At 36.3% G+C, this 24958-nt stretch carries 20 protein-coding genes; 18 read left to right on the top strand and 2 right to left on the bottom strand.

Annotated features, from left to right (window positions below; all coding sequences use genetic code 11):
• The first annotated feature begins 22 nt into the window (after positions 1 to 22).
• The 9 genes from I580_RS00780 (at position 23) to tig (ending at position 10674) form a co-directional block, all read left to right on the top strand.
• Positions 23 to 991, top strand: a complete 969-nt coding sequence (locus tag I580_RS00780) for a DUF1002 domain-containing protein (RefSeq protein ID WP_010773228.1) — start codon at positions 23 to 25, stop codon at positions 989 to 991.
• 200 nt (positions 992 to 1191) lie between these two features.
• Positions 1192 to 3963: a sigma-54-dependent transcriptional regulator gene (locus tag I580_RS00785; RefSeq protein ID WP_010773227.1), complete on the top strand. Its 2772-nt coding sequence runs from the start codon at positions 1192 to 1194 to the stop codon at positions 3961 to 3963.
• Positions 3964 to 4035: 72 nt separating this feature from the next.
• Positions 4036 to 4452, top strand: a complete 417-nt coding sequence (locus I580_RS00790) for a PTS sugar transporter subunit IIA (protein ID WP_010773226.1) — start codon at positions 4036 to 4038, stop codon at positions 4450 to 4452.
• Positions 4453 to 4471: 19 nt separating this feature from the next.
• Positions 4472 to 4942, top strand: coding sequence for a PTS sugar transporter subunit IIB (locus I580_RS00795; protein WP_010773225.1), 471 nt, complete (start codon positions 4472 to 4474; stop codon positions 4940 to 4942).
• A 14-nt stretch (positions 4943 to 4956) separates the two neighbouring features.
• Positions 4957 to 5745 (top strand): PTS mannose/fructose/sorbose/N-acetylgalactosamine transporter subunit IIC, encoded by a 789-nt coding sequence (locus tag I580_RS00800; protein ID WP_010773224.1) that lies wholly within the window; start codon positions 4957 to 4959, stop codon positions 5743 to 5745.
• Positions 5729 to 6559: a PTS system mannose/fructose/sorbose family transporter subunit IID gene (locus tag I580_RS00805; RefSeq protein WP_010773223.1), complete on the top strand. Its 831-nt coding sequence runs from the start codon at positions 5729 to 5731 to the stop codon at positions 6557 to 6559. The genes I580_RS00800 and I580_RS00805 overlap by 17 nt, the downstream gene beginning before the upstream one ends.
• 27 nt (positions 6560 to 6586) lie before the next feature.
• On the top strand, positions 6587 to 7636 hold the full coding sequence (locus I580_RS00810) for an SIS domain-containing protein (RefSeq protein ID WP_010773222.1): 1050 nt from the start codon (positions 6587 to 6589) through the stop codon (positions 7634 to 7636).
• Between the two features lie 12 nt (positions 7637 to 7648).
• Positions 7649 to 8653, top strand: a complete 1005-nt coding sequence (locus I580_RS00815; protein ID WP_010773221.1) for an SIS domain-containing protein — start codon at positions 7649 to 7651, stop codon at positions 8651 to 8653.
• A 737-nt stretch (positions 8654 to 9390) separates the two neighbouring features.
• Positions 9391 to 10674 (top strand): trigger factor, encoded by a 1284-nt coding sequence (gene tig, locus I580_RS00820; RefSeq protein WP_010773220.1) that lies wholly within the window; start codon positions 9391 to 9393, stop codon positions 10672 to 10674.
• 78 nt (positions 10675 to 10752) lie between these two features.
• Here tig and I580_RS00825 read toward each other — a convergent pair whose 3' ends face one another.
• Positions 10753 to 11616 (bottom strand): alpha/beta hydrolase, encoded by an 864-nt coding sequence (locus tag I580_RS00825; protein ID WP_010773219.1) that lies wholly within the window; start codon positions 11614 to 11616, stop codon positions 10753 to 10755.
• A 534-nt stretch (positions 11617 to 12150) separates the two neighbouring features.
• On the opposite strand from I580_RS00825, the gene allC reads away from it, so the two are divergent.
• The 8 genes from allC (at position 12151) to arcC (ending at position 21518) form a co-directional block, all read left to right on the top strand.
• Positions 12151 to 13377 (top strand): allantoate deiminase, encoded by a 1227-nt coding sequence (gene allC / locus I580_RS00830; protein ID WP_010773217.1) that lies wholly within the window; start codon positions 12151 to 12153, stop codon positions 13375 to 13377.
• Positions 13378 to 13398: 21 nt separating this feature from the next.
• On the top strand, positions 13399 to 14184 hold the full coding sequence (gene allE / locus I580_RS00835; protein ID WP_010773216.1) for a (S)-ureidoglycine aminohydrolase: 786 nt from the start codon (positions 13399 to 13401) through the stop codon (positions 14182 to 14184).
• Positions 14185 to 14204: 20 nt separating this feature from the next.
• Positions 14205 to 15272: an ureidoglycolate dehydrogenase gene (allD, locus tag I580_RS00840; RefSeq protein ID WP_010773215.1), complete on the top strand. Its 1068-nt coding sequence runs from the start codon at positions 14205 to 14207 to the stop codon at positions 15270 to 15272.
• A gap of 278 nt (positions 15273 to 15550) precedes the next feature.
• Positions 15551 to 16600 carry an ureidoglycolate dehydrogenase gene (gene allD, locus I580_RS00845; RefSeq protein WP_010773214.1) on the top strand — a complete coding sequence of 350 codons (1050 nt, stop codon included), beginning with the start codon at positions 15551 to 15553 and terminating at the stop codon, positions 16598 to 16600.
• Positions 16601 to 16670: 70 nt separating this feature from the next.
• A complete protein-coding gene (gene fdrA / locus I580_RS00850) occupies positions 16671 to 18428 on the top strand; it encodes an acyl-CoA synthetase FdrA (RefSeq protein WP_010773213.1) in 1758 nt (585 codons plus the stop codon).
• A gap of 15 nt (positions 18429 to 18443) precedes the next feature.
• Positions 18444 to 19712: a YlbE family protein gene (locus tag I580_RS00855; RefSeq protein WP_010773212.1), complete on the top strand. Its 1269-nt coding sequence runs from the start codon at positions 18444 to 18446 to the stop codon at positions 19710 to 19712.
• A 12-nt stretch (positions 19713 to 19724) separates the two neighbouring features.
• Positions 19725 to 20567, top strand: coding sequence for an oxamate carbamoyltransferase subunit AllH family protein (locus I580_RS00860; protein ID WP_010773211.1), 843 nt, complete (start codon positions 19725 to 19727; stop codon positions 20565 to 20567).
• Positions 20568 to 20579: 12 nt separating this feature from the next.
• Positions 20580 to 21518, top strand: coding sequence for a carbamate kinase (gene arcC, locus I580_RS00865; protein WP_010773210.1), 939 nt, complete (start codon positions 20580 to 20582; stop codon positions 21516 to 21518).
• Positions 21519 to 21578: 60 nt separating this feature from the next.
• On the opposite strand, the gene I580_RS00870 is transcribed toward arcC, so the two are convergent.
• Entirely contained in the window at positions 21579 to 23219 is a 1641-nt protein-coding gene (locus I580_RS00870) for a PucR family transcriptional regulator (RefSeq protein WP_010773209.1), read from the bottom strand.
• 370 nt (positions 23220 to 23589) lie between these two features.
• Between I580_RS00870 and I580_RS00875 the strand changes: the two genes are divergently transcribed.
• On the top strand, positions 23590 to 24798 hold the full coding sequence (locus tag I580_RS00875) for a pyridoxal-phosphate-dependent aminotransferase family protein (protein WP_010773208.1): 1209 nt from the start codon (positions 23590 to 23592) through the stop codon (positions 24796 to 24798).
• Positions 24799 to 24958: the final 160 nt, after the last annotated feature.

Consider the following 24958-nt stretch of genomic DNA (forward strand, 5'->3'; position numbering starts at 1 on the left):
GTAAATCTTTTAGGAGGCTTCTATGAAAAACAAACAAAAAAAACTCACTGTAGCGATGGCAGTATTGTTGATCTCTACAGGTTTATACACTGGAAAAACAGCATTGGCAACACAAGGTAGCACAGCAGAAAGTACTTCAGTAAGCTCTAGTAATACAGAAACCACTCAAAGTTCTGAGAAGAATCTACAAATCAACGCAGTTGCCTTAGGTAACGCACTGACCCAAGAGCAAAAGGACTTTACTTTAAAAGAATTAGGTATTAAAGGTGAAACACCTCAATACACAACCACTGGGAAAGATTTGATGAGCTTTATCCCTGATGGCGGCTTTACACCAGAATGGGCAGTGTATAGTTCTGTTCGGATGGAAACTCAGAAAAAAGGGGCTGGAATCTCTGTAGATATTGCCACACCTAAAAATATCACGAAAATCACAGAAGCCCAGTACCAAAATGCGGCATTGACAGCAGGAATCACAGATGCTAAATTAACCGTTGCGTCCGCTGTGCCAATCGATGGTTCAGGTGCTTTAGCAGGTGTTTATAAAATCGTCGAAGAATCTGGCGGCATCATCAACCGAGATCGCGTAGGCGTTGCACAGGACGAAATGGACGTACTCTCTAAGATCACAGAAGAAAATAAAGACAAAGATGGCTATTCTGATGAAGCTTTGAATGCGGCACAAGAACAAGCGAAAAAAGAATTGGCAGCAAAAACGGCTGATGGTAAAAATCTGACACAAGCAGATATTCAAAAAACAGTTGAAAGTGCGTTACAAAGCCAAGGAATCAAAGATGTGATGTCCTCAGATCAGGTGAAAGAATTGACGACATTGATGAGTGATATGAAAGATAAAAATATTTTTGAAGATTTTGTAAATCAACTAGATTTGTCTAAAACGAAAGAACAAATTCAGGAGAAATCTAAAGGACTTTGGGAGAATATTAAAGGCTTCTTTAGTGGACTTTGGGATTCGATTACTGGGAAATAAAATAAGCAAAGATGGATGAGTTAAAGCTATTGATTAGTTTTAGCTCATTTTTTTGTAAGTGCAAATAATTAAGAAATGAAACATACTTTTTATTGTATAATCAACGTATCGTCAGAATAAGAAAATAATTTTTATATCTGGTAAAAAAAGAGATATATTTTTCTAAAAACTTTCGCTATGATAAAGTCAGGAGGGATCATATGTTAAAAGAAAAACTGTTAGACTATTTAAAAAATCAAACATCTTTTTTCAATCCTGAAAATGTAAGCGATATTTTTTCAGCATCTGATATTGCTGTAAAATTTTCAATTAAACGAAATACAGCTAGCCATTATTTGAATCAGCTTGCGGACGAAGGTATCTTAGTGAAAGTCAATACACGCCCTGTTTACTTTTTTCATAAAAAAACATTTGAATTGCAAAACTATCCACTGACAAATTCGTTTTATCAAAACTTATTAGAGATTGAAAAGGAAAAACCGATTTTTGATAAGAAGATTGATTTTTTTCAGAATGTGATTGGCAATCGTGGCAGTTTAGCACAAACGATCGAGCAACTAAAAATGGCCGCATTCTACCCTAATGGTGGATTGCCTTTACTTTTAACTGGAGAAAGTGGGACTGGAAAAAGTTATTTAGTTCAATTGCTCTATCAATTTTGTTTAGCAAACGATTTATTAACGAGTGAGGCACCTTTTATCACAGTGAACTGCGCTCAGTATGCAGATAATCCAGAATTATTGACTAGCCATTTATTTGGTCATGTAAAAGGAGCTTTCACAGGTGCCGATACTGAAAAAATAGGTGTCTTTGAAGCGGCAGCAGATGGATTTTTATTTCTGGATGAAGTACATCGTTTAAGTGCGGAAGGACAAGAGAAATTATTTACTTTTCTAGATCAAGGAATTATTTATAAAATGGGTGAAAGTAAACATCCAATTGCAGTTAATTGCCGATTGGCTTTTGCAACAACGGAAGAGGTGAGCAGTACCTTTTTAACTACTTTTTTAAGACGAATTCCGGTACAAATCAAAATTCCAGCGCTTAATGAACGAACGCAGGCAGAACGAAAACAGCTGATTATTCGGTCATTCTTTGAAGAGCAGCAAACTATTTTAAAATCGCTGCTCATTTCACCACAGGTTATCAAAATTTTAGAAAATCGGTCATATAAAGGAAATGTAGGGGAATTAAAAAATTTAATCAAAATCATAACAGCTAAAAGCTTTACAAGTAATCACGAGAAAACACAAATCCCAATCACCTTACATTCATTACCTAATTACTTATTAACGGAAAATCATGAGATCACTTTTTCAGAAGCGGAATCACTGTTAAGAATCGATGGTCAAAGTAGTTTGGAGTATTTACTTGAAGAAAGTGAACCAGAACAAAAGAGAATTATTCAAAGCTATGAAAAAATCTTGCTAACTTATGTGAATAATCAATCAGAAATCAACGCTTCTGTAGGCTTGATTTCAAAGGAAATCGACTATCTTTTTGATTATTTATTGTTTGAAACAAAAAGAGAGCAGCAACATGAGATGCTGCTATTTATCACTCAGCATGTGCGGCAGATGTTAGAAAAAATTGAATCCGCCTATCAAATTAGTTTTAATGGTAGTTTGGTATATGCAATCAGTCATTATCTGTTTCAACGACGTTACGTGGAATGGCTGCCGGAAGTTGAGATGGTTCAGTTGATCGAGACTTTGTTACTGGATATCAAAGCTAAGTTGCCAAACAGTTATCGATATGCAGAACAGATTTTGAATTTAGTCAAAACCTCATTGGACATTGAAGTTTCCAGTATGGATCGAATCATTTTATCTGTTTATATTGATAATCTAGGTTACACCAAAGAAACCTCTTATCCAAAAGCAGTGATTGTGGCTCATGGCTATGCCACCGCTAGTAGTATTGCCAATGTGGCTAATCGAATGTTGAATGAATTGTTATTTCAGTCTTTTGATATGCCATTAGATGTTACGCCAAAAAAAATTGCTGAGAAACTGATGCAATATATTGAGCGAAATGATACATCAAATGGATTGATTATTTTATTTGATATGGGATCTTTAAAAGAGATCCATCGCTATTTTTCAAAAGAAACCACATCATCTATTATTTTGATGAATAACGTAACAACTAGCTTAGCGATTGCAGTAGGCGAAGGAATTCAAAGACAACAGCAACTTGGTGAAATTCCAACTAATGCGATAAGCAGTCATCGATATCAATGGGAAATCATTAAGCCAGAAACGAAAAAAGAAAAAATCATCCTCACAACTTGTGCCACGGGTATTGGCACGGCCGTTCAAATTAGTAATTTACTTGAAAAGAGTTTACCAGATACGACATCTGTCAAATTTATTCCATGTGAATTCCGTCAGTTACGTGATCCTGTTGCATTTGAAAAAGCTTTTTCGTTGTATGAGGTGCTTGGGATTGTTGGTACGGCTAATCCAGTCGTGGAAAATGTGCCGTTTATTTCTTTAGAGGATTTGATTGCAGGAATTGGGATCGAAAACTTGCTAGAGTGGCTGAAAAAAGAGTTAGTACTGGATTCTCAGGAAGAATTTAGCAATCAGTTGATTCGTAATTTTTCCTTAGATCGGGTGATTCAATCTGTGACGATTTTAGATACAGAAAAAATCATTGAACAAATCGAAGGATTTATGAAACAGTTAGAAGAACGTTGGGGTCAGCGGATTTCGAATGATCGAAAGTTAGCCTTGTATGTTCATGTTAGCTGTTTGGTCGAACGATTAATCCGTAATGTACCGATCGAAGAATATAGTGGTTTTGACACTTTACAAGAGTGTCACGGAAAAGAGCTACGAGATATTAAAGAAGCATTTAGTGTCATAGAGAAAGTCTATAGTGTCAATATCCCAGATTCAGAACTTTCGTATGTTCATGATGTTTTATTTGAAAACACTGAATATATTAGCGATGAAAGTGATTTTTAATCGTTAAACGAAGGGTGCCACTAAAGTTGGCACCCTTTTTGCTATTAATAAAGTGTAAGTGAGGTGAGCAGGATGGCAAGAAAAATTATTTTAGCCACACATGGAAATTTTGGGCAAGGTATCAGAACATCTTTAGAACTGATTTGTGGGAAAGCAACAAATGTAGAAGTTATTTGTGCCTATATGGATGAAGCGTTTGATTTAGGCAAAACAGTTGAAAAGATTATTTTCGACAATCAAAGCAATGAATTACTGGTTATCACAGATATTTTTGGTGGTAGCGTGAATAATGAATTTTTTAAGTATGTTGAGCGGTCAAATGTGCACTTAGTTTCTGGATTGAATTTATCTTTATTGATCGAGCTTTACACTCAACTGGAAATCACAGACTCCTTAGAGAATTTGATTATACAAGCAATAAAAACGTCTCAAGAAACTATTCAGTATTGTAACGTATTGAAAGCAAAAGATGAGGAAGAAGAATTTTAAAATAGGAGGAAAATAACTCATGATTAAATTAGTACGTGTAGATCACCGTTTATTACATGGACAAGTGGCATTTTCTTGGACTCAAAGTTTAGGGGTAGATTGTATTTTGATTGCCAATGACGATGTACCGCAAAATGATATCCGCAAAACGACGATCAAGTTAGCCAAGCCTGCAGGCGTTAAATTAGTGATTAAAACGATCGAAGATTCAATCAGTGCTTTACAAAGTGGCGTAACGGATAAATACAAGTTGTTTATCGTTGTTGAAAGTGTGGCAGATGCGTATAAATTAGCGAAAGCATGTCCAGAAATCAACCATATAAATCTTGGTGGAATGAAAGTGAGAGAAGGGACTAGAAATATTTCTAAGGCGATAAATATTACGCCTGATGAAGAACAGTTGGTCAAGGAGTTAGTAAATGAAGGAGTCGATGTAGAAATCAGACAAGTACCCAATGATAAAAAAGTTGCTGCTTTAGATGCATTTTAGAAAGGAAGATCAAAATGATTGTACAAGCAATTTTGTTAGGCGTTATCGCATTTATTGCCCAGTCTGAGTATGCGTTAGGTACGTCACTTTTATCCCGACCAATCGTGACGGGATTATTTACAGGGATTGTTTTAGGGGATATTAAAACGGGGATTATTATGGGTGCAACTTTGGAATTAGCATTTATTGGGTCATTTTCAGTAGGTGCATCGATTCCGCCAGATGTAGTGACAGGGGGGATTTTAGGAACGGCATTTGCAATCACAGCTGGTGCTGGAACAGAAACCGCATTGGTACTAGGGCTGCCAATCGCAACATTAACCCTGATTTTGAAAAATGTTTATCTAGGATTGGTAATTCCAACGATGAGCCAAAAAGCAGATAATTACGCGGACGATGGGAATTATAAGGGAGTAGAACGAATGCACTTGGCGGCAGGCTTTGGGTTGTCTCTGATGTTAGCACTTATTGTTTCGATTTCATTTGCTGTAGGGAGTAACACGATCAAAGGACTATTAGACATGATTCCCGAGTTTGTTCAACATGGTTTATCAGTTGCAACAGGTATTATTCCAGCTCTTGGGTTTGCAATGTTGGCACGTTTATTGATCAGTAAACAAGTAGCACCATACTTCTTTCTGGGTTTTGCTTTGATGGCGTATTTAGAAATTCCAGTTACAGGTATTGCAATTTTAGGGGCAATCACAGCTGTGATCGTGGTCAATATCATGAATCACAATAAAGGCAAAGATAGAATTCAAACAACAAATGGGGAGGTTATTGACGATGACGAAGACTTCTAAAGAACAACCTGAAAAGTTAATTACCAAAAAAGAATTGAATAGTGTTTTCTGGCGGTCTTTCCAAATGGAATTTTCTTGGAACTACGAGCGTCAGATGAATATGGCGTATGTATTTGCGATGATTCCGATTTTGAAGAAATTGTATCCAAAAAAGTCTGATATGGCACATGCATTGAAACGTCATTTAGCTTTTTTCAATACTACTCCCCATATTGTAACGTTGATTTTAGGGATCAATACGGCGATGGAAGAAGAAAATGTACTAGATGAACATTTTGACGAAAGCACGATCGATAGTATTAAAACATCTTTGATGGGACCGTTAGCTGGTTTAGGAGATTCGTTTTTCTGGGGAACATTACGTTTGATTGCAACTGGAGTTGGAACTTCGTTGGCTTTGCAAGGGAATATTTTAGGCCCCATTTTATTCTTGCTGATTTTTAACGTACCACATATTATTTTACGCTATCTCTTTACTGGTTGGGGGTACAAATTAGGGACTGGATTTCTGAAACGGATTCAAGCCAATGGCATGATGGAAAGTTTGACTTTAGGGGCTTCAATCATTGGTTTGATGGTAGTTGGTGCGATGACGGCTTCGATGATCGATATTTCGATCCCAGTCACAATTAGTGGTAGCGGTGAAACGGCTGTAACCGTACAAAGTATTTTTGATGACATTATGCCTAAATTATTGCCTTTAGCGACATTTGGAGTAGTTTTCTATCTTTTGAAAAAAGAAGTAAAACCTCTGGCAATTCTTGGTGGAATGGCAGTCGTTGGAATTTTAGGTTCCTTGATTGGAATTTTTTAAGTGAAAAGTAGAGTGAGGTGAGATTCAGTGGAAACGATGTTGGATTATATCAATGAAGAACAAGAAACGTTAGAAACGATTATCCATTCATTTGATATCACACAAATCAAGGTGAAAAATGTTAAACACTGTTTGATTTTAGCAACAGGTTCTTCTTATAACGCTTGTTTAGCTGCAAAATATTATATAGAGCAAACAGCACCTGTATATGTTCAAATTGAAGAAACCTTTAATTTTCTCCACTATGGGAAAATCGATCCAAGTATTGACTTGATCATCGCGGTTTCGCAAAGTGGTAAAAGTGCATCAACCATTCAGGCAGTACAAAAGCTAACACAAACTAGAAAAATCAAAACGATTGCTCTAACTAGCAATACAAGTAGTCCAATCAGCCAAGTAGTGGATGAAGTGCTAGATTTAAATATGGGAATCGAGACGGTTGGGTTTGTTACAAAAGGTTATTCAGCAACTGTGTTGAATCTAATGTTATTAGGGTTACGTATTGCTTATCAAAGTGAGTCAATGGATCAAGAGATAGTAAAAAGTGAACTGTTGGCATTAAAGAAAGCGATCAGTCAAATCAATTTGGTGATCGGAAAAACGAGTGAATTTTGGTTGGAAAATCAAGCTGACTTAATTGCTGGCTCACGTTTTATTACGATTGGCTACGGACCAAATGTAGGGACGGCTAAGGAATTTGAAACGAAATTTACCGAAACGGTCCGTTTACCATCACAAGGATTTGAACTTGAAGCGTATATGCACGGACCTTATCTAGAAGCAAACTGTAACCATATGCTATTTTTTATTGAAAATGACAATGAACTGCATGAAAGAAGCCAAGCATTAAAGACTTACTTAAGTGAATATGTTGCTGCCTGTTACACGATTACAACGAGTGCAAAATCAGAGCCTAAAACACTAAGTCTATCTATTGAATCACCTGAAAAAATCACTCCACTTTTATTGGGGATTCCCTTCCAATATCTCGCGTATCAGATCGCTACAAATAAGGGAATCGATTTAAATAAAAGAATTTTTGATGATTTTGATCAAGTATTAAAAAGTAAAATTTAAGGAGCGTAAACAATGTTAAAATTTAACGAAACAAAGCAAATCGAAGATATCAAAGGAGCGTTAGCATTACGTCCGCAAGTTGAAAAAATGGTTGATGAAGTTTGGGAAAAAGGGTTTGATTCTATTTATTATCTTGGTATTGGCGGAACCTATGCGTCAGCGATGCAAGCAGTCACTTATATTAATGGGAAAAGTAATTTACCTGCTTATGTACAACATGCTGCTGAATACTATACAACAGGCAATCGTCGCTTAACCAAAGAGTCGATCGTTATCTTGTCTTCTGTAACGGGAACCACCCAAGAAGTTGTCAAAGCGGTAGAAGAAATTAAAACTGTTGGTGCAACATTGATTGGATTTATTGATGCAAAAGGGAGTATTTTAGCAGAGAAATGTGATTACGTAGTAACCTATCCAGCACCAGGAACGGAACAAATCAAATTCTTTATGCTAGCAGATCGATTGATGAAAAATAATGGCGAATTTGACGATTATGAAGAATATTATCAAGAACTAGAAGAACATCTTCCAGTTGGTTTGATTGAAGCAGAGAAAAAGGCAGATGACTTTGGGCTAAAATTTGCCCAAGCCCATCGTCACGATGAGATGCATTATTTCATTGGAGCTGGTAATCAATGGGGCGCAGTTTATTCTTATGCAATGTGTTACTGGGAAGAACAAAGCTGGTTGCCTTCAAAATCGATTCATGCAGCTGAATTTTTACACGGAACGTTAGAAATCGTAGAGGAAACAACTGCGGTAACATTATTTATTGGTGAGGACGAACAACGTCCATTGGCTGAACGAGTAGCAAATTTATTGCCACGTATCTGTGCTAACTATACGATTATTGATTCAAAGGATTACCCAATTGCAGGAATCAGTGAAAAATATCGTGGACGAGTTCTGTCATTCTTGTTGATGCATTGCGTAACACAACGAATTGATGCTCATGTTGAACAGTTGAATTGCCATCCGTTAGATATTAGACGTTATTATCGTCAGTTTGATTATTAAAATGGAAAAACGGAAATCAAGACAAAAGCATTTAGATCGGATAATAAGAAAGAGTTGCTTTTTACCACCGTCTATTCAGATTTAGTTTTGTCTCAGACTCTTTGTTGTATTTTGAAATATAAAAAGTTCTTCCTTTTTCACAATTCGTTTATGTTCCTATTTGGAGTCTTGAGTATCAAGCAAATGAGGTTACGTATGAAGTTTTAATTACTGCCACAGATAAAGGAAATGTAAAATTAGTTGGTGATAAACCATCTATAAATAATTTTCTGGATGACGAGCTTTCAAAAATAAATAGGCAGTACAAGAAAAAATATCGCCTAGGTATAGTAGCTTTTTTAATTTCCTTAATCCTTTTGATGACATATGGTCGAAATAATGAACCTGTTTTTTTGTTTCAATTATTACCCTATCATTATTTATTGGTATAATAGCATCTTGGATCTTCTTTGGTATACAAATCAAACTCGTCAAAAGAGCCTATTTTAAATCAAAAAAGAAATGTTCAGATGATTTAGACATCCGTAATGAGTATTCAAAATTAGTTGAAAAATATAAAAAATAGATAAAGTAGTCCAGTTAGTTTTACTAAGCAATTCATTTTATAATTCAAAAAACTAGTTTAATTTCCCTTCTTCTCACCTAAAATGTTTACATTTATCCAGTGATAGTGTACTATTTAAAGGTATGCATAACATAAATTCATGTATAAAATTAAGTTATTCGGAGGGAAACAAATGTCTGCGAAATGGGAAAAAAAAGGCACCAATGATGGTGTGTTAACTTTTTCAGTTGATCAAACTCTAATTGAAAAAGGCTTGAAACAAGCATTCGATAAAGTCAAAAAAAATCTTAACGTACCTGGTTTCCGTAAAGGAAAAGTATCACGTCAAGTATTTAACCGTATGTACGGCGAAGAAGCATTATATGAAGATGCTTTGAACGCAGTTTTACCAGAAGTCTATGAAGCAGCTATTAAAGAAGCTGGAATCGATCCAGTATCTCAACCTAAAATTGATGTTGAAAGCATGAACAAAGGTGAAGATTGGGTAGTAACTGCTGAAGTGACTGTAAAACCTGAAGTTAAATTAGGCGAATACAAAAACTTAACAGTAGAAAAACAAGACCGTGAAGTGACAGATGAAGATGTTGATGCGCGCATCCAACGTGAATTAGAATCACAAGCTGAACTTGTAATCAAAGAAGACGAAGCTGCTGTTGATGGCGATACTGTCGTAATCGACTTTGAAGGATTTAAAGACGGAGAAGCATTTGAAGGTGGAAAAGGCGAAAATTATTCACTTGAACTAGGCTCTAACTCTTTCATTCCAGGCTTTGAAGAACAATTAGTTGGCAAAAAAGCTGGCGAGGACGTGGAAGTAAAAGTAACCTTCCCAGAAGATTACCAAGCTGAAGACTTAGCTGGTAAAGAAGCTGTTTTCCAAGTGAAAGTTCATGAAGTAAAAGCAAAAGAATTACCAGAATTAGATGATGAATTTGCGAAAGACGTTGACGATTCAGTTGAATCATTAGACGAATTAAAAGAAAAATACCGTAAAGAATTAACAGAATCTAAAGAAGCTGCTGCAACAGAAGCAAAAGACGAAGCTGCTATCCGTCAAGCTGTTGACAATGCTGAAATCGTTGACCTTCCACATGTGATGGTACATGATGAAGTTCACCGTTCAATGGATGAATTCTTAAACAACATGCAACGTCAAGGAATTGCTCCAGATATGTACTATCAATTAACTGGAACAACAGAAGCTGACTTGCACAAACAATTTGAAGCAGAAGCAGAAGTTCGCACGAAAACAAACCTTGTGATCGAAGCGATTGCTAAAGCGGAAGACATCGAAGTATCTCAAGAAGATATGGACAATGAAATTAAAGAATTATCAGAACAATACAACATGCCGATCGATCAAGTGAAAAAAGTCTTGACAGAAGATATGTTGAAACATGATATCCGCATGAAACGTGCAGTAGAAGTGATTACTGAAACGGCAACTGAAAAATAAAAATTTTAAAAGACATTCCTGAGTGATTAGGAATGTCTTTTTTACTCTATTATAGAACAGAGTATGACTATGTTAAAATCAAATAGAGGTTAGTGTTTTATCAAGCCATGCAATTAGAGCTTGATAAACCTGAAGTCCTTCACTTTTAGTTATATCACCATCAAAATCATGAGGGAGATTTTCAACTTCTTCATACGTAACATTTAGGATTTTATTACTGGCAATACGTGATGATTCAACTGGCACATCTTGATCAGCTGAGCTATGAGCTAGAAATACAGGCGGGAGCTCAGTAAGTTCTGCTTCTGTTAGACTAAAGGTTTCTTTTTCACTAGGGGTGTTGACGAGATAACTTAACCAGTTACCAAATTGTCGACCAGATAAATAAAGTGAAAACCGCTCGTTGATAGAAATTTCTGTAATTGGTTTAGGATAAATCATTGCTTGGGCAGTCAGCGGAGCAACTTTAGGAAATTGATTGTAGTAACTGCTAGGTTGACTGAAAGCAGGATTCATCAAATCATAATAGCCATAAAAACTAATCAATCCTTTTTGCTCTGGTAAAGGGGAACGAGCTGACAATAAATAGCTAAGAAAACCACCAGCTGAACGTCCAAACAGAAAATAATCCGAATTTTTTAGTCCTAATGTTGTTTGATAATTTTTTAAGAACCAATCAATTGCTTCTTTTAAACAAGTAAGAATAGTTGGGAGCTTGACTTCAGGTGCTAAAGGGTAATCAATAGTCAATAAGTTGTAACCATTCTCCACTAAAAGCGCACAATAAATTTCTGGTAAATCATCTCTAGTTCCATAAAGAAGTCCACCACCATGAAAATAGAGAAGCGTAGCTTTACTAGAAGACTTATTTGGATTTGAGTAAAAGGTCATGGATAAATCTAAATCTTCTAGCTTACTGTAAAGAAATGTTTGTTTGATCATTAAATGTCCTCCTAATTTAAAAGCGAAGCAGGCTCATTCAGCTCTGACAGAAAAATAAGAAAATAGGTTTGTGACGTTCTTTGTCACAGACAAAGGTTATCTTTTTTCTGAAGATCTTCAATCCTTTAAGCTTTGCTGCTTGGAATTGGTGAGAGCCTGTGTTAGCTTGTTAGTCTAGATAATAGTATGAAACAACGTTTTGTTCAGTTGCATTAAACCAAGATTTTTTGTAACGATTAATCGTAGAAGCAATATCAACGCATAAGTTCGTTAAAAGTATAGTGAGATAATATAGCTTCAAATAGAAAAAATGACTGAGATATTTTTTATCTCACCAGCATTCTACCATTTTTCAAAAAGTAATCCTAGAAATCTAAATAATTTCACTAACTTATTTCCATTTTAACCCAAATAACCTCAGTCTTTATGTTTAATGCGCACAAAGATAGGAGTTAATTTGTGAAATGTGGATAGTGTATGAAAACGGGCAACCGCTTACAATGGTTATGATAATAAAAGAGGGAGATGTATCAAATGGATTTAAAAAAAGTTTTGCAAGAAAATATTGATCAGATATCTAATATTGGTAACGATCCAACAGGTGGAATGACACGTTTATTGTATTCTGACTCTTGGTTGGAAGCACAAAAAACTGTAAAAGAAAAATTAGAAGCAATAGGCATGACCGCTTCATTTGATGAAATCGGAAACCTCTTTGGTAGAGTTGAAGGTACAGAACATCCGGAAGAAACAATTTTATCTGGTTCTCACATTGATACTGTTGTTAACGGTGGAAACTTAGATGGTCAATTTGGGGTTATTGCAGCATATGTTGCAATCCAATATTTATTAGAAACACATGGTAAACCAAAACGTTCATTAGAAGTTATTTCAATGGCTGAAGAAGAAGGTAGCCGTTTCCCTACAGTTTTCTGGGGTAGTAAAAACTTTGTTGGTGAAGCGAAAAAAGCAGATGTTATTGATATCGCTGACTTTGAAGGTTTAAAATTTGTTGAAGAAATGAAACGTCAAGGATTTGATTTCAGAGATGAAAGCAAACCTGCTAGAGACGATATCAAAGCATTTGTAGAAATCCACATTGAACAAGGAACAGTCCTTGAAAAAGAGCAATTACAAATTGGTGTGGTCAATAACATTGCAGGTCAAAGACGTTATACGATCGTATTGAAAGGCGAAGCAAATCATGCTGGAACAACACCAATGGGGTATCGTAAAGATGCTGTTTATGGATTTGCTAAAATTTGTTCACAAGCAATTGATCGTGCATTAGAAGTTGGGGATCCGTTAGTGCTGACTTTCGGTAAAGTTGAACCAAAACCAAATACAGTAAACGTGGTTCCAGGAGAAGTGTTATTCACAATGGACTGTCGTCATACTGATAGCGGAGAATTACATGCGTTTACAAAAGAAATTGAAGAACTAATGAGAAGTATTGCTGCTGAACATGATCTAGAAATCGACATTGATTTGTGGATGGATGAAGCACCAGTTCCAATGAATAAAGATATTGTAACGGCAATCGAAACAGCAGCTAAAGCTGAAAATATGAAATACAAAGTAATGCATAGTGGAGCAGGTCATGATTCTCAAATCATCGCACCACATTTCCCAACAGCTATGATTTTTGTACCAAGTATCAACGGAATCAGTCATAATCCAGCTGAAGCAACAGATATAGATGATTTAGTGAACGGTGTCAAAGTCTTGGCGAGCGCATTATACGAGTTAGCATATAAATAAAAGAAAGTAGGATAAATAAAAATGGGTTATAAAAATAATCAAACAGGCTATCTTGATGGTTTATTATCATCTAGAGCTGTTATTAAAAAAAATAATTACGCTTTGATCCCACATGATGGATTAGTAAATAATGTAATTCCTGGTTTTGAAAATTGTGATTGCTCAATTTTAGGTTCGAAACAACTAGGAGCAAACTTCGTAGATTATATTATCACGATGCACAAAGATGGCAAAAACCAACGCGGATTTGGCGGAGAAGGTATTGAAACAATCGTTTATGTCATTGATGGTGTCTTGAAAGTCAACGATGGCAAAGAAACACATGAATTAACTAAAGGAGGCTATGCTTATCTTCCAGCTAGCACCTTAATGTATTTGGAAAATGGTCAAGACGCGGATACAGAAATTTTCTTGTATAAAAAACGCTATCAACCTTTAGAAGGTTATGAAGCACATAAAGTTGTCGGTAATGTAAACGACATGGAACCAATCGAATATGAAGGCATGAAAGACGTTCTTTTATGGGACTTTTTACCGAAAGATTTAGGTTTTGATATGAACTTCCATATCCTTTCATTTGAACCAGGAGCTAGTCATGGTTATATTGAAACACACTATCAAGAGCACGGTGCTTACTTACTTTCTGGACAAGGCATGTATAATTTAGATAACGAATGGATGCCAGTTGAAAAAGGGGACTATATTTTTATGAGTTCATACGTACAACAAGCAGCTTATGCTGTAGGACGAGACGAGCCTTTAATGTACGTTTATTCAAAAGATTGCAACCGAGATCCAGAAATTTAATTTGAAGAGGAAGTTTAAGAATGAATGAAACTGTTGTAGTGAAACCAGAAGAATTGCATGACCTGATCGAAAAAAAATTAACAAAAGCTGGTTTAAAGCCGGAACATGCAAAAGAAGTGGCGACACATTTGGTATTTGCGGATGCGTGTGGTATCCACTCACATGGCGCCGTTAGGGTAGAATATTATGCAGAACAAATCGATAAAGGCGGCGTAACGCTTGATCCAAAAATCGAATTTGAAGAGACTGGACCAAGTTCAGGAATCGTCCATGGTAAGAACGGTGCAGGTCAATTTGTTGCAGATGTTGGTCTAGGTTATGCGATTGATATGGCGAAAAAATCAGGAGTAGCGGCTGTTGGAATTTCTAAAATCAGCCATAGTGGAGCGTTATCTTATTATGTGAAAAAAGCTGCGCAACAAGATTTGATTGCGATCGCAATGTGCCAGTCAGACCCGATGGTTGTGCCATTTGGTGGAAAAGAAAATTATTTTGGAACAAACCCAATTGCTTTTGCAGCGCCTAGAAAAGGACATGAACCAGTTGTTTTTGATATGGCAACAACCGTTCAAGCCTGGGGCAAAGTGCTGGATGCTCGCTCTAAAAATAAAGATATACCAGATACTTGGGCAGTTGATAAAGACGGTAAACCAACAACTGATCCTCATAAAGTTAATGGATTGTTACCGATTGCAGGACCAAAAGGCTACGGTTTAATGATGATGGTAGATATTTTATCTGGTATGCTATTAGGCTTACCATTTGGGAAACACGTTTCTTCAATGTATGACGATATAAGCAAGGGACGTAATGTTGGTCAAATGTATATTTTGATCGATCCAAAACGTTTCACTGACTTAGAGATGTTCAAAGAATCTGTGGATGGTATGGTAGAAGAGTTACATGCTATTCCAGCGGCTGATGGATTTGAGCAAGTGTATTATCCAGGAGAAATCAATCAAATCAATTATGAAAAATCAATGACAGAGGGTATCGACATCGTTAAAGATATCTATGATTATTTAAAGAGTGATACACTTCATTTTGATCGCTATGAAAATACAAATGCGTTTGGTGAGAAGAAATAAAATTGTTTTGGAACCAAGTTACATCACAAAAGTGTTGTTGGTTTTTATGAGTATTAGTGAAGCGGAGGATCGTTGTCGTATGTTATCTGGCTACGTATACTAGCCACTAAGCTTTGTTTCGAACGCATCAATTCCTAAGAGCTAAAGCTCCAAGTATTGAAGGTCTTCGGAAAAAGATAAAATAAGCCTGTGACAAAAAGCGTCACAAACCTATTTTCTTATTTTTCTATCAGAGCTGAATGAGCCCGTTTCGCTTTAAAATAAGGAGGCGTTTTAAAATGAGAGTAAAAAAAGCGGATTTACATCAACTAATCAAAGATAAAATACAAAAGGCTGGGTTATCAGAGGAACATGCAGGAATCGTAAGTGATGTTTTAACATTTGCAGATGCAAGGGGAATTCATTCTCACGGTGCGATGCGCGTGGAATATTATTCAGAACGAATTGCAAAAGGCGGTATCACTAATGATCCTACTTTTTCTTTTAAGCAAACAGCTCCTAGTTGCGGTATGTTTGAAGGTGATAATGGTTCTGGTTTTGTCGCGGCAGAAAAAGCGATGGATTTAGCGATTGAAATGGCAAAGAAAAATGGCGTCGCCGTTGTTGGAGTCCGCAATATCTCTCATAGCGGAGCGCTTGCCTACTATGTAGAAAGAGCAGCAGAACAAGACATGGTAGCCCTTTCTGTTTGCCAATCTGATCCAATGGTTGTACCATTTGGAGGAAGTGAACCTTACTTTGGAACAAATCCAATCGCATTTGCGGCACCAAGTAATGATGACCGGGTGATTACCTTTGATATGGCTACAACTGTTCAGGCATGGGGAAAAATACTACATGCTCGCTCTAAAAAAGAAGCTATCCCAGATTCATGGGCAGTAGATGCCAAAGGGAATCCAACAACAGATTCTACAGCAGTGAATGCATTATTGCCAATTGCAGGCCCTAAAGGCTATGGTTTGATGATGATGGTTGATATTTTATCTGGTATTTTGCTAGGTGTGCCATTTGGCAAACATGTTTCTTCCATGTATCATGATTTATCTAAAGGCCGTGAATTAGGGCAGCTTCATATTGTGATCAATCCAGATTTCTTCATTGGTTTAGATGTGTTCAAAAAGAATATTTCAACAATGTTGGATGAGTTGAAAGAAATCAGTCCAAGTCCTGGTTTTACAGAAGTTAATTATCCAGGTGAACGAGGACGTGCACGTGAAAAAAATTATGAAGAAAATGGAATTGAAATCGTGGATGATATTTACGAATATTTGATCAGCGATGACATCCATTATGATCGTTACGATCATAAAAATAAGTTTGCGGAATAACTTTTTTACAAAATAAATTCTAACTATGCGGGTTAATCCGCTACACTTTTAAACAAACGGAGGAATTTCAATGCTGCACACAATTATTAAAGCAAATAGCTATCAAGATTCAATCGTCTTGATGCTGTTAACCAACAAGTTAAATACAATCGATGGCGTTCATAATGTTTCAGTTATGATGGGAACACCAGCAAATAAAGATATTTTTAAAACAGGCGGTCTATATACAGATGAGCTAGAGAAAGCTTCTTCAAATGACATGGTGATTGTATTGGACATTGAAGATGATTCATTGATCGATCAAGTCTTAACAGAAATCGATGTATTTTTAGAAGAGCAAACAAAAGGCGGCGGCGATAACTCGGGTGAAGAAGTTGTAAAAACGTGGGATAAAGCGTTTGAACTTGGCAAAGATGCTGGTGTAGTTGTTTTCTCTATCCCAGGTACCCATGCAGCACTTGAAATCGAAAAAGCTTTGGATGAAGGCAAACATGTCTTTTGTTTCAGTGATAATGTTGCGATCGAAGATGAAAAACGTCTAAAAGAAAAAGCGCATGATGCTGGTCTTTTATTAATGGGACCAGATTGTGGAACGGGCATTATTAACGGTATCCCTGTAGCATTTACAAATGCTGTTCGTAAAGGAAAAATCGGTGTGGTTGGTGCTTCTGGAACAGGTATTCAAGAAGTGACGACGATTATCCATAAATTAGGTGGCGGCGTAACAAATGCAATCGGTACTGGCGGACGTGATCTAAAAGCTGAAATCGGCGGAATCACTTTAAAAGACAGTATTATGACATTAGAGAAAGACCCTAATACAGAAGTGGTCGTTGTTATCTCTAAACCACCTGCACCTGAAGTTCGTGATGAAGTCTTAAATCTTTTGAGAAGTATCTCAAAACCTGCTGTAACGATTTTTCTAGGGGAAAAACCAACATCTCACGAAGAAAATCTTTATCGTGCTTATACATTAGAAGAAGCAGCGCAAACTGCTGTTCAATTATTAAATAAAGAAGCAGTCCAAGCTGTGAAAGAAACCTTAACAGTTCCGACACATTCTTTCAAACCAGAACAAAAATTCATTAAAGGATTATACTCTGGTGGAACACTTGCTTATGAAGCAGCAATGTTGATCAAAGAAGGATTATCCTTAACAGGTGATGAACATGCACCAGAAGGCTTTATCTTAAAAAATCAAGGACATGAAATCATTGATTTAGGGGATGACGTTTATACTCAAGGAAAACCTCACCCAATGATTGATCCAACAAAACGTAAAGAAATGTTAGAAGAAGCTGGGAAAGATCCTGAGACAGCAATCATCCTATTAGATGTTGTGCTAGGATATGGTTCGCATGCGAACATGGCGCAAGAATTGGCACCAACGATCAAAGAAATCAAGGCTAAAGCAATAGCTGATGGAAGAGAATTATTTGTGATTGGGACAATTGTTGGAACAGACGAAGATCCTCAAAATATTCATGAACAAGAAACGATTATGAAGGATGCTGGTGTGATTCTTTGTGATAGTAACGCTCAAGCAGTTCGCTTAGCTTTAGCTATTTTGGATCATCCATTGACTCAAACAGAGAAATCAATTGAAGCAACACCAGCAGTGACTCCAGTGGCAATCGAACCAACAGAAGCTATGTTAGCATTATTGACAAATCAAGGATTTATCAACGTTGGCTTGCGTAGCTTCTCTGAAGCAATCATCAATCATGGTGGGAAAGTAGTTCAGTATGATTGGCAACCTGTTGCAGGTGGAAATATCACATTGCAAAAAGCATTACAGTTCTTAAATAAAGTAGCATTAGCTAAATAAGGGAGAATAAATCAAATGGCATATAAAACAATCGATGAAGCAAACCAAGCGGTAGCAGCAAAAATCGTTGCTGGTTCTCCTTTCTTATTAGATGTAGTTCCAGCAAAATCAGTTATTCCAGAATTAAATGAAGGAAAAGTTTTACTTCATGCAGGACCTCCGATCACTTACGATAAAATGGTTGATCCGATTCAAGGAGCGTGTGTAGGTGCAGCATTATTTGAAGAATGGTGTGAAACCGAAGAAGAAGCAAGAAAAATGCTAGAATCTGGCGAAGTAAAATTAATTCCATGTCACCATGTAAATGCTGTTGGACCTATGGGTGGAATCACTTCTGCGAACATGGCCGTTTTAGTTGTTGAAAATAAAACGGATGGCAATCGTGCTTTTTGTACAATGAATGAAGGAATTGGTGCAGTATTACGTTTTGGTGCCTATTCTGATGAAGTAATCACTCGTTTAAGATGGATGAGAGACACGCTAGCACCCGTTTTAAGTGCAGCGTTGAAAACAAAAGAAGATGGCTTAAACATCAATGTATTAGTTGCTAAAGCAATTGCAATGGGGGATGAATTCCACCAACGTAATATTGCGGCGTCATTGGCTTTCTTAAAAGAAATGGCACCGATCATCGTTGGGTTGACTGAAATCGACCAAACAAAACGTGAAGAAGTTGTTCAATTTTTAGCAGATACAGATCAATTCTTCTTAAACATTATGATGGCGTCAGCTAAATCTGTTATGGATGGAGCAAGACAAATTCAAGAAGGAACAATCGTTACTGCAATGTGTAGAAATGGTCATGAATTTGGCATTCGTATTGCTGGCATGGGTGACGAGTGGTTTACAGGACCTGTTAACACACCTCAAGGTTTATACTTCTCAGGATTTAGCGAAGCAGATGCGGCTCCAGACATGGGAGATAGTGCTATCACTGAAACATTTGGTGTTGGTGGGATGGCCATGATTGCAGCTCCTGCTGTAACTCGTTTCGTTGGTTCAGGTGGCTTCTATGATGCCTTGAATACAAGTAATGAAATGACAGAAATTTGTATTGATACCAATCCTAACTTCCCAGTTCCAACTTGGGACTTTAAGGGAATTTGTTTAGGAATCGATGCACGAAAAGTTGTAGAAACAGGTATTCTTCCTGTTATTAATACAGGGATCGCAAATAAAAAAGCTGGTTTAGGTCAAATTGGAGCAGGAACGGTAACACCTCCGATCGATTGCTTTGAAAAAGCAGTTTTAGCTTATGCAAAAAAATTAGGTTTTACAGAATAATAGGTGAAGATAGTGTTTGTTAATGCGTGTTTTATTGATCAAGAGCTTTTTGATAATGATTTTGAAGAACAAAAATGGCATGTTCATAGCAAATATAAAAATAGCTTCAATATTCAAGATGAGAGGAAACAACAGTTAGTGGTCGTAACGACCACTAACTATCCTTTTATGCCAAATGGTATTTATCTGGAAGCAGCTGATTTTTCACAAATATTAGCAACGGTTGAAATAGGTGAGCAAATAACTTGGCAACAAAATAGTTTGCATTTTTCTAAGAATCATCTATTTTTGATGCATGGAAAACGCTATTCATCTGTCATGGAAACCATTGGTGAAATAGTAGATACAAGTCTTGAAAATTTATTTTTATGTTCCAATGTATTGATAAATGAAACAGGGAGCCAGCATACTTTAGCTGAATTTGTAGAAAGTAACAATCCATTTAGTGAAGCGATTCAACAATTGTGTTTAGAAGAGCGATCACAACTAGAATCAGGCTTAGAGTTTCTTTTAGGCAGAGGGTTAGGATTGACGCCATCAGGTGATGATATGATTGTTGGTCACCTTGCTGCAAGACTTTTATTAAGAAAAAAAAGCGCAATAGTAAACGGTCTACTTACTGAACTGTTATCAGAACAAACGCCGACAACAGATATCAGCAAGCATTATTTGTTATGCGCGCTATCGGGGCGTTTTAGTGAACCAGTGTTGAAATTAGTAGATGTATTAACAACCAATAGTACTAAAGAACAAATTGAAAAAGCAGTTAGAACAGTAATTAGCGTAGGACACACATCAGGTGTGGATCTATTAGCAGGCTTACTAACGACTATCAAATTTTTTGAGAGTAAATGAAGGAGGATTTTTATGGCAAATCGTGTCGTAATCGCATTGGGAGGCAATGCAATTTTAAAACCAAATCAAGAAGCAACACTTGAGGTACAATTAGAAAATGTTAAAGTCAGTGCAGAACTGATTGCAAAAATAGAAGAGATTAATTATGAAATCGTTTTAACTCACGGAAATGGACCACAAGTTGGGAATATTTTAAGACAAAATGAAGAAGCAAAAGATGTTGTTCCGCCATTTCCTTTAGATGTATGTAATGCTGAATCACAAGGTTTTATTGGGTACATGTTAGAACAAAGCTTGAAAAATTCATTGGAAAGAAAAGGATTGACGAGTAATGTTATCACGTTGTTAACTCAAACAGAAGTTTCAGCAGAAGATGAAGCCTTCCGCAATCCGAATAAACCAATTGGCATTTTTTATACAGAAGAAGAAGCAAAACAAATGGAACAAGAAAAAAATTGGGTGATGATGGAAGATGCTGGGCGTGGTTATCGTCGCGTGGTGCCTTCACCACAACCTAAAGCAATCCATGGAGTGGATGCTATCGTTAACTTGTTAAACCGCAATACAATCGTCATTGCAGGTGGCGGCGGTGGAATTCCTGTCGTTCGTGATCAAGATGGTTTGTTAAAAGGAATCGAAGCGGTGATCGATAAAGACCGTACAGGTAAAAAATTAGCAGAACAAGTGGATGCTAATGTCTTCATGATGTTGACTGATGTAAGCAACGTTTATATCAATTACGGGAAAGAGAATCAAGAAAAATTAGAAACGATTTCTGTAAAACAAGCACAACAATATATGGATGAAGGGCATTTTGCTGATGGTAGCATGGGACCAAAAATGGAAGCAGCTATTGGTTTTGCGTCACAAGGAAAAACAGCAATCATTTGTTCATTAGAAGAAGCTGACCAAGCTTTACTAGGTAGAGCTGGAACAAGAATTACAGGATAAAATTAGATAAAAACTAGAAGTTGAAAGACATGTTTACCACGTCTTTCAACTTCTAGTTTTTTATTGATGCTGATTTGATCGTTCGGACAATTCTAAGGCTAAACGTAAATTCAAACTATTTGTTGGATCTTGAATACTCTTTCCAAGTAATTTAGCACAATGATCGATTCGATATTTGATTGTATTACGATGTAAATACATTTCTTTAGCGGTTTTTGATATTTCACATTGAAAACTTAAATAACACTGCAATGTTTTTCGGAGTTCAATAAACGAATCTTCAACTGGATAAGCAAGTTCTTTCAGCGTTGTTTCACAGAAATAATGAATATCCTCAAGACTCATTTTTTCGAATAAACTCTTCATTCCTTTTGGGTGATAGCGATGTGTTAAAGAGCCGTTCGTCATTGTTAGCATTTCTTCATAAGCAGTTTTTGCTTCAATAAAAGAGTTGGCAATTTGTTCAACACTTTCGTATAAATTCCCTAAAGCGAATGTTAAAGTAATCGGCAGTTTTTTTGAAAGCTCTAATGATAATTCAGTTAGGATATTTTCTAAATCATCCACTTTACTTTGGATCAAAATAGCTAAGTGATTCGTATTTTTAACTTTAAATATACTGATGTGTTTGATTCTTGGTGGTAAAGTTTCCAGCAACCATTGAAAGGCGACATCACTTTCTTCTTGCTGATATTTTATCTTGGTTGCAGTTGTCGTTGTTTGGCTGCAAACAGCATAAACGACTTGATATTGTGTGCTTTTCTTTAAGCCGTAATTCGTACCTAGATCGAGCCAGTCACGTCTTGATTGGTGAGGCGTTTGCTGATATTCAATCAGCTGGGCTAAGAAATCACTTTTGAGAAAATCTAAAGATTCCTGAACTTTTTGATTTTTGTATAACATAAAAGACAACACTAAACAAGCTTGTTCAACAGCAAATTCTGACATTGGATAAGGAACCTGTTGTGGATTTAAAATTAGTAAATAGTGCGGAAAATAACTGTTTACAGTAACTGAAAACCCAGCAATTTGAAGCGACTCTTGATTCAAATCTTTGATCATAAAGGAAGCGTGACTATCTTCGTTCCAATTATCATATTTATTAACTAGTTGTTCAACATAATACTCTGCTGGTTTTGAAGTCTGCGTAAAGTGTTTTGAATGAGCAATCACCTTTCGATAAGGGCTTAATAAAATCACAGGAGTATTGATCATTTTACCGAAATCAGCAATAAAACGAGCGATGCTCACATCGTGAATCAGTAAATCAGAAAAACGTTTTTGGATATCTAAGGCATAACTTAATTGTTCTGTTTTGGTATCCCATAAATAATTTAGCAATTGATGTAATAAAGCTCCTAGAGGTTGCGTACTTGGCACCAAAACGATAGGAAAATCGATCTGATTTGCATAGTCTATAATCGCTGGGTCAATGGTTTCAATAAAACGACCAACTTTTATACCGATTCCTGCAGCTTCCTGTTCTTTTAAAGAATCAATCAAAGTGATCAGCTCTTTTTGATTATTTTTGTAAACCATTGCAGTAGTTAAAAGAAAAATTTTCTTTGGAATAAAATTGGCCACATCAGGCGTTTCAGAAATCTCGATACTTTCAACGATTGTATCAGCGTTTCTAGGATTTGTTAATAATTTTAGATCGGAAAATCTTGGTATTTTTAATAAATCTTCTAAAGTGGTCAATGGATTCCCTCCTAGTAGTAAAAGCAAAACAAATCAATTGATCCTATAGAAAAAAGAAAATTAATATTGAAACGTTCGTTATTTTCCTGTTCATTTATCTATTTTCGTAAGGATTGATTTGTGTAGCTAGATAAAGCGAAGTATAATGAGCTTGTGTAGTCTTGGTAGGAAAATTGGCTGTAATACTTTTTGTCTCATTCCATACTAGGCTATATTTCTCAACATATCTCTATTCTAAATGATAGCGCATGCAGATTCAAGAAGGGTTTGTATAGAATAACCGAAAATTCAAATTTTTTATTCAAAAGTGACAATGACTTTTTTAGATATAACGGTAGGATGAAATTAAAACGGAAAAGAGGGAATCGTTATGTTTTCAGAAATATCAGTACCAAGTAGAACCATCATGACTCCAGGACCAGTTGAGGCTCATCCTGTAGCATTAAGAGCGATGTCCGCTTCTATTTTAGGACAATTTGATCCAGCCTTTTTACAAATTATGGATGAAGTGAAAGAAATGATCAAGATTCCTTTCGGAACAAAAAATGAACAAGCCTTTGCAGTTGATGGAACATCTCGTTCTGGTTTAGAAGCTGCCTTGATTGCTCTGATTGAACCTGGGGATAAGGTCTTGATTCCTGTGTATGGTCGTTTCGCATATCTTTTAGGTGAAATTTGTGAACGTGCGAAAGCAGAAATTCACTATCTTGAAAAAGAGTGGGACGCACCTTTTGAACAAGAAACAGTAATCGAAGAAATCAAAAAAGTTCAACCGAAAATTGTTGCGATGGTTCATGGGGAGACCGCCAATGGACAAATGCAGTCAATGGAAAAAATTGGTCAACATTGTAAAGAGAATGACATTTTCTTCGTTGTAGATATGGTTGCAACGTATGGTGGTGTGCCTCTTGAAGTAGACGCTTGGGGCGTAGATATTGCAATTGCAGGCACACAAAAATGTGTGAGTGTCCCTTCAGGTTTATCATTGATTACTTATAATGATCGGGTAGAGAAAGTTCTTACTAGTCGTTATCAAAAAGAATTAGGATTAAGTAAAGATATCCGCAATAAAAATCATATCAGTAGTAATTATCTTGATTTAAGCCAGTTACAGCGTTATTGGAGTGAAGAACGAATCAATCATCATACAGAAGCCACAAGCATGATCTACGGGTTACATGAAGGCTTACGCATGATGATCAAAGAAGGTATGGAGAATGTTTATGCTCGCCATGCTCAAAATGATCAGGCTATTGTTGCAGGGATAAAAGCAATGGGACTAGGCTTTTATGGAGATTTAGCAACTAAAATGCCAACTGTTACACCAATTATGATTCCTGAAGGAATTGCTGGCGAGCAAGTTCGGGCTTTAATGTTAGACGAGTTTGGTGTTGAAATTGCCTCTTCTTTTGGAGCTTTACAAGGAAAAGTTTGGCGTATTGGGAATATGGGCTATAGTAGCAGAAAATCAAATGTTCTTCATGTACTATCAGCTTTAGAAGGTGCGCTTAATTATTATGGAGCAGACATTGCTAAGGGAGAAGCGGTCAAAGCAGCATTAACTATTTACAAAAAATAGAAAAAGAAATAAAATTGTTTGTGTGAAAGAACAAGTGATTGTTCGCTTTGCACAAACTTTTTAACAAGTTTGTGAAAAATAATGATGCGTGAAAGTTTGCTACCGCTTACAATTGTTAATGAATAAGAAGTTATTTAGTATAAGTTTGACGTGAAATTAC

Source organism: Enterococcus caccae ATCC BAA-1240, from assembly GCF_000407145.1.
Lineage (GTDB): Bacteria > Bacillota > Bacilli > Lactobacillales > Enterococcaceae > Enterococcus_L > Enterococcus_L caccae.

What these genes read in the sequence shown, in the direction of transcription:
- I580_RS00780 (WP_010773228.1), top strand. Translation starts at nt 23, where the DNA reads ATGAAAAACAAACAAAAAAAACTCACTGTAGCGATGGCAGTATTGTTG.
- I580_RS00785 (WP_010773227.1), top strand. Translation starts at nt 1,192, where the DNA reads ATGTTAAAAGAAAAACTGTTAGACTATTTAAAAAATCAAACATCTTTT.
- I580_RS00790 (WP_010773226.1), top strand. Translation starts at nt 4,036, where the DNA reads ATGGCAAGAAAAATTATTTTAGCCACACATGGAAATTTTGGGCAAGGT.
- I580_RS00795 (WP_010773225.1), top strand. Translation starts at nt 4,472, where the DNA reads ATGATTAAATTAGTACGTGTAGATCACCGTTTATTACATGGACAAGTG.
- I580_RS00800 (WP_010773224.1), top strand. Translation starts at nt 4,957, where the DNA reads ATGATTGTACAAGCAATTTTGTTAGGCGTTATCGCATTTATTGCCCAG.
- I580_RS00805 (WP_010773223.1), top strand. Translation starts at nt 5,729, where the DNA reads ATGACGAAGACTTCTAAAGAACAACCTGAAAAGTTAATTACCAAAAAA.
- I580_RS00815 (WP_010773221.1), top strand. Translation starts at nt 7,649, where the DNA reads ATGTTAAAATTTAACGAAACAAAGCAAATCGAAGATATCAAAGGAGCG.
- tig (WP_010773220.1), top strand. Translation starts at nt 9,391, where the DNA reads ATGTCTGCGAAATGGGAAAAAAAAGGCACCAATGATGGTGTGTTAACT.
- I580_RS00825 (WP_010773219.1), bottom strand. Translation starts at nt 11,616, where the DNA reads ATGATCAAACAAACATTTCTTTACAGTAAGCTAGAAGATTTAGATTTA.
- allC (WP_010773217.1), top strand. Translation starts at nt 12,151, where the DNA reads ATGGATTTAAAAAAAGTTTTGCAAGAAAATATTGATCAGATATCTAAT.
- allE (WP_010773216.1), top strand. Translation starts at nt 13,399, where the DNA reads ATGGGTTATAAAAATAATCAAACAGGCTATCTTGATGGTTTATTATCA.
- allD (WP_010773215.1), top strand. Translation starts at nt 14,205, where the DNA reads ATGAATGAAACTGTTGTAGTGAAACCAGAAGAATTGCATGACCTGATC.
- allD (WP_010773214.1), top strand. Translation starts at nt 15,551, where the DNA reads ATGAGAGTAAAAAAAGCGGATTTACATCAACTAATCAAAGATAAAATA.
- fdrA (WP_010773213.1), top strand. Translation starts at nt 16,671, where the DNA reads ATGCTGCACACAATTATTAAAGCAAATAGCTATCAAGATTCAATCGTC.
- I580_RS00855 (WP_010773212.1), top strand. Translation starts at nt 18,444, where the DNA reads ATGGCATATAAAACAATCGATGAAGCAAACCAAGCGGTAGCAGCAAAA.
- arcC (WP_010773210.1), top strand. Translation starts at nt 20,580, where the DNA reads ATGGCAAATCGTGTCGTAATCGCATTGGGAGGCAATGCAATTTTAAAA.
- I580_RS00875 (WP_010773208.1), top strand. Translation starts at nt 23,590, where the DNA reads ATGTTTTCAGAAATATCAGTACCAAGTAGAACCATCATGACTCCAGGA.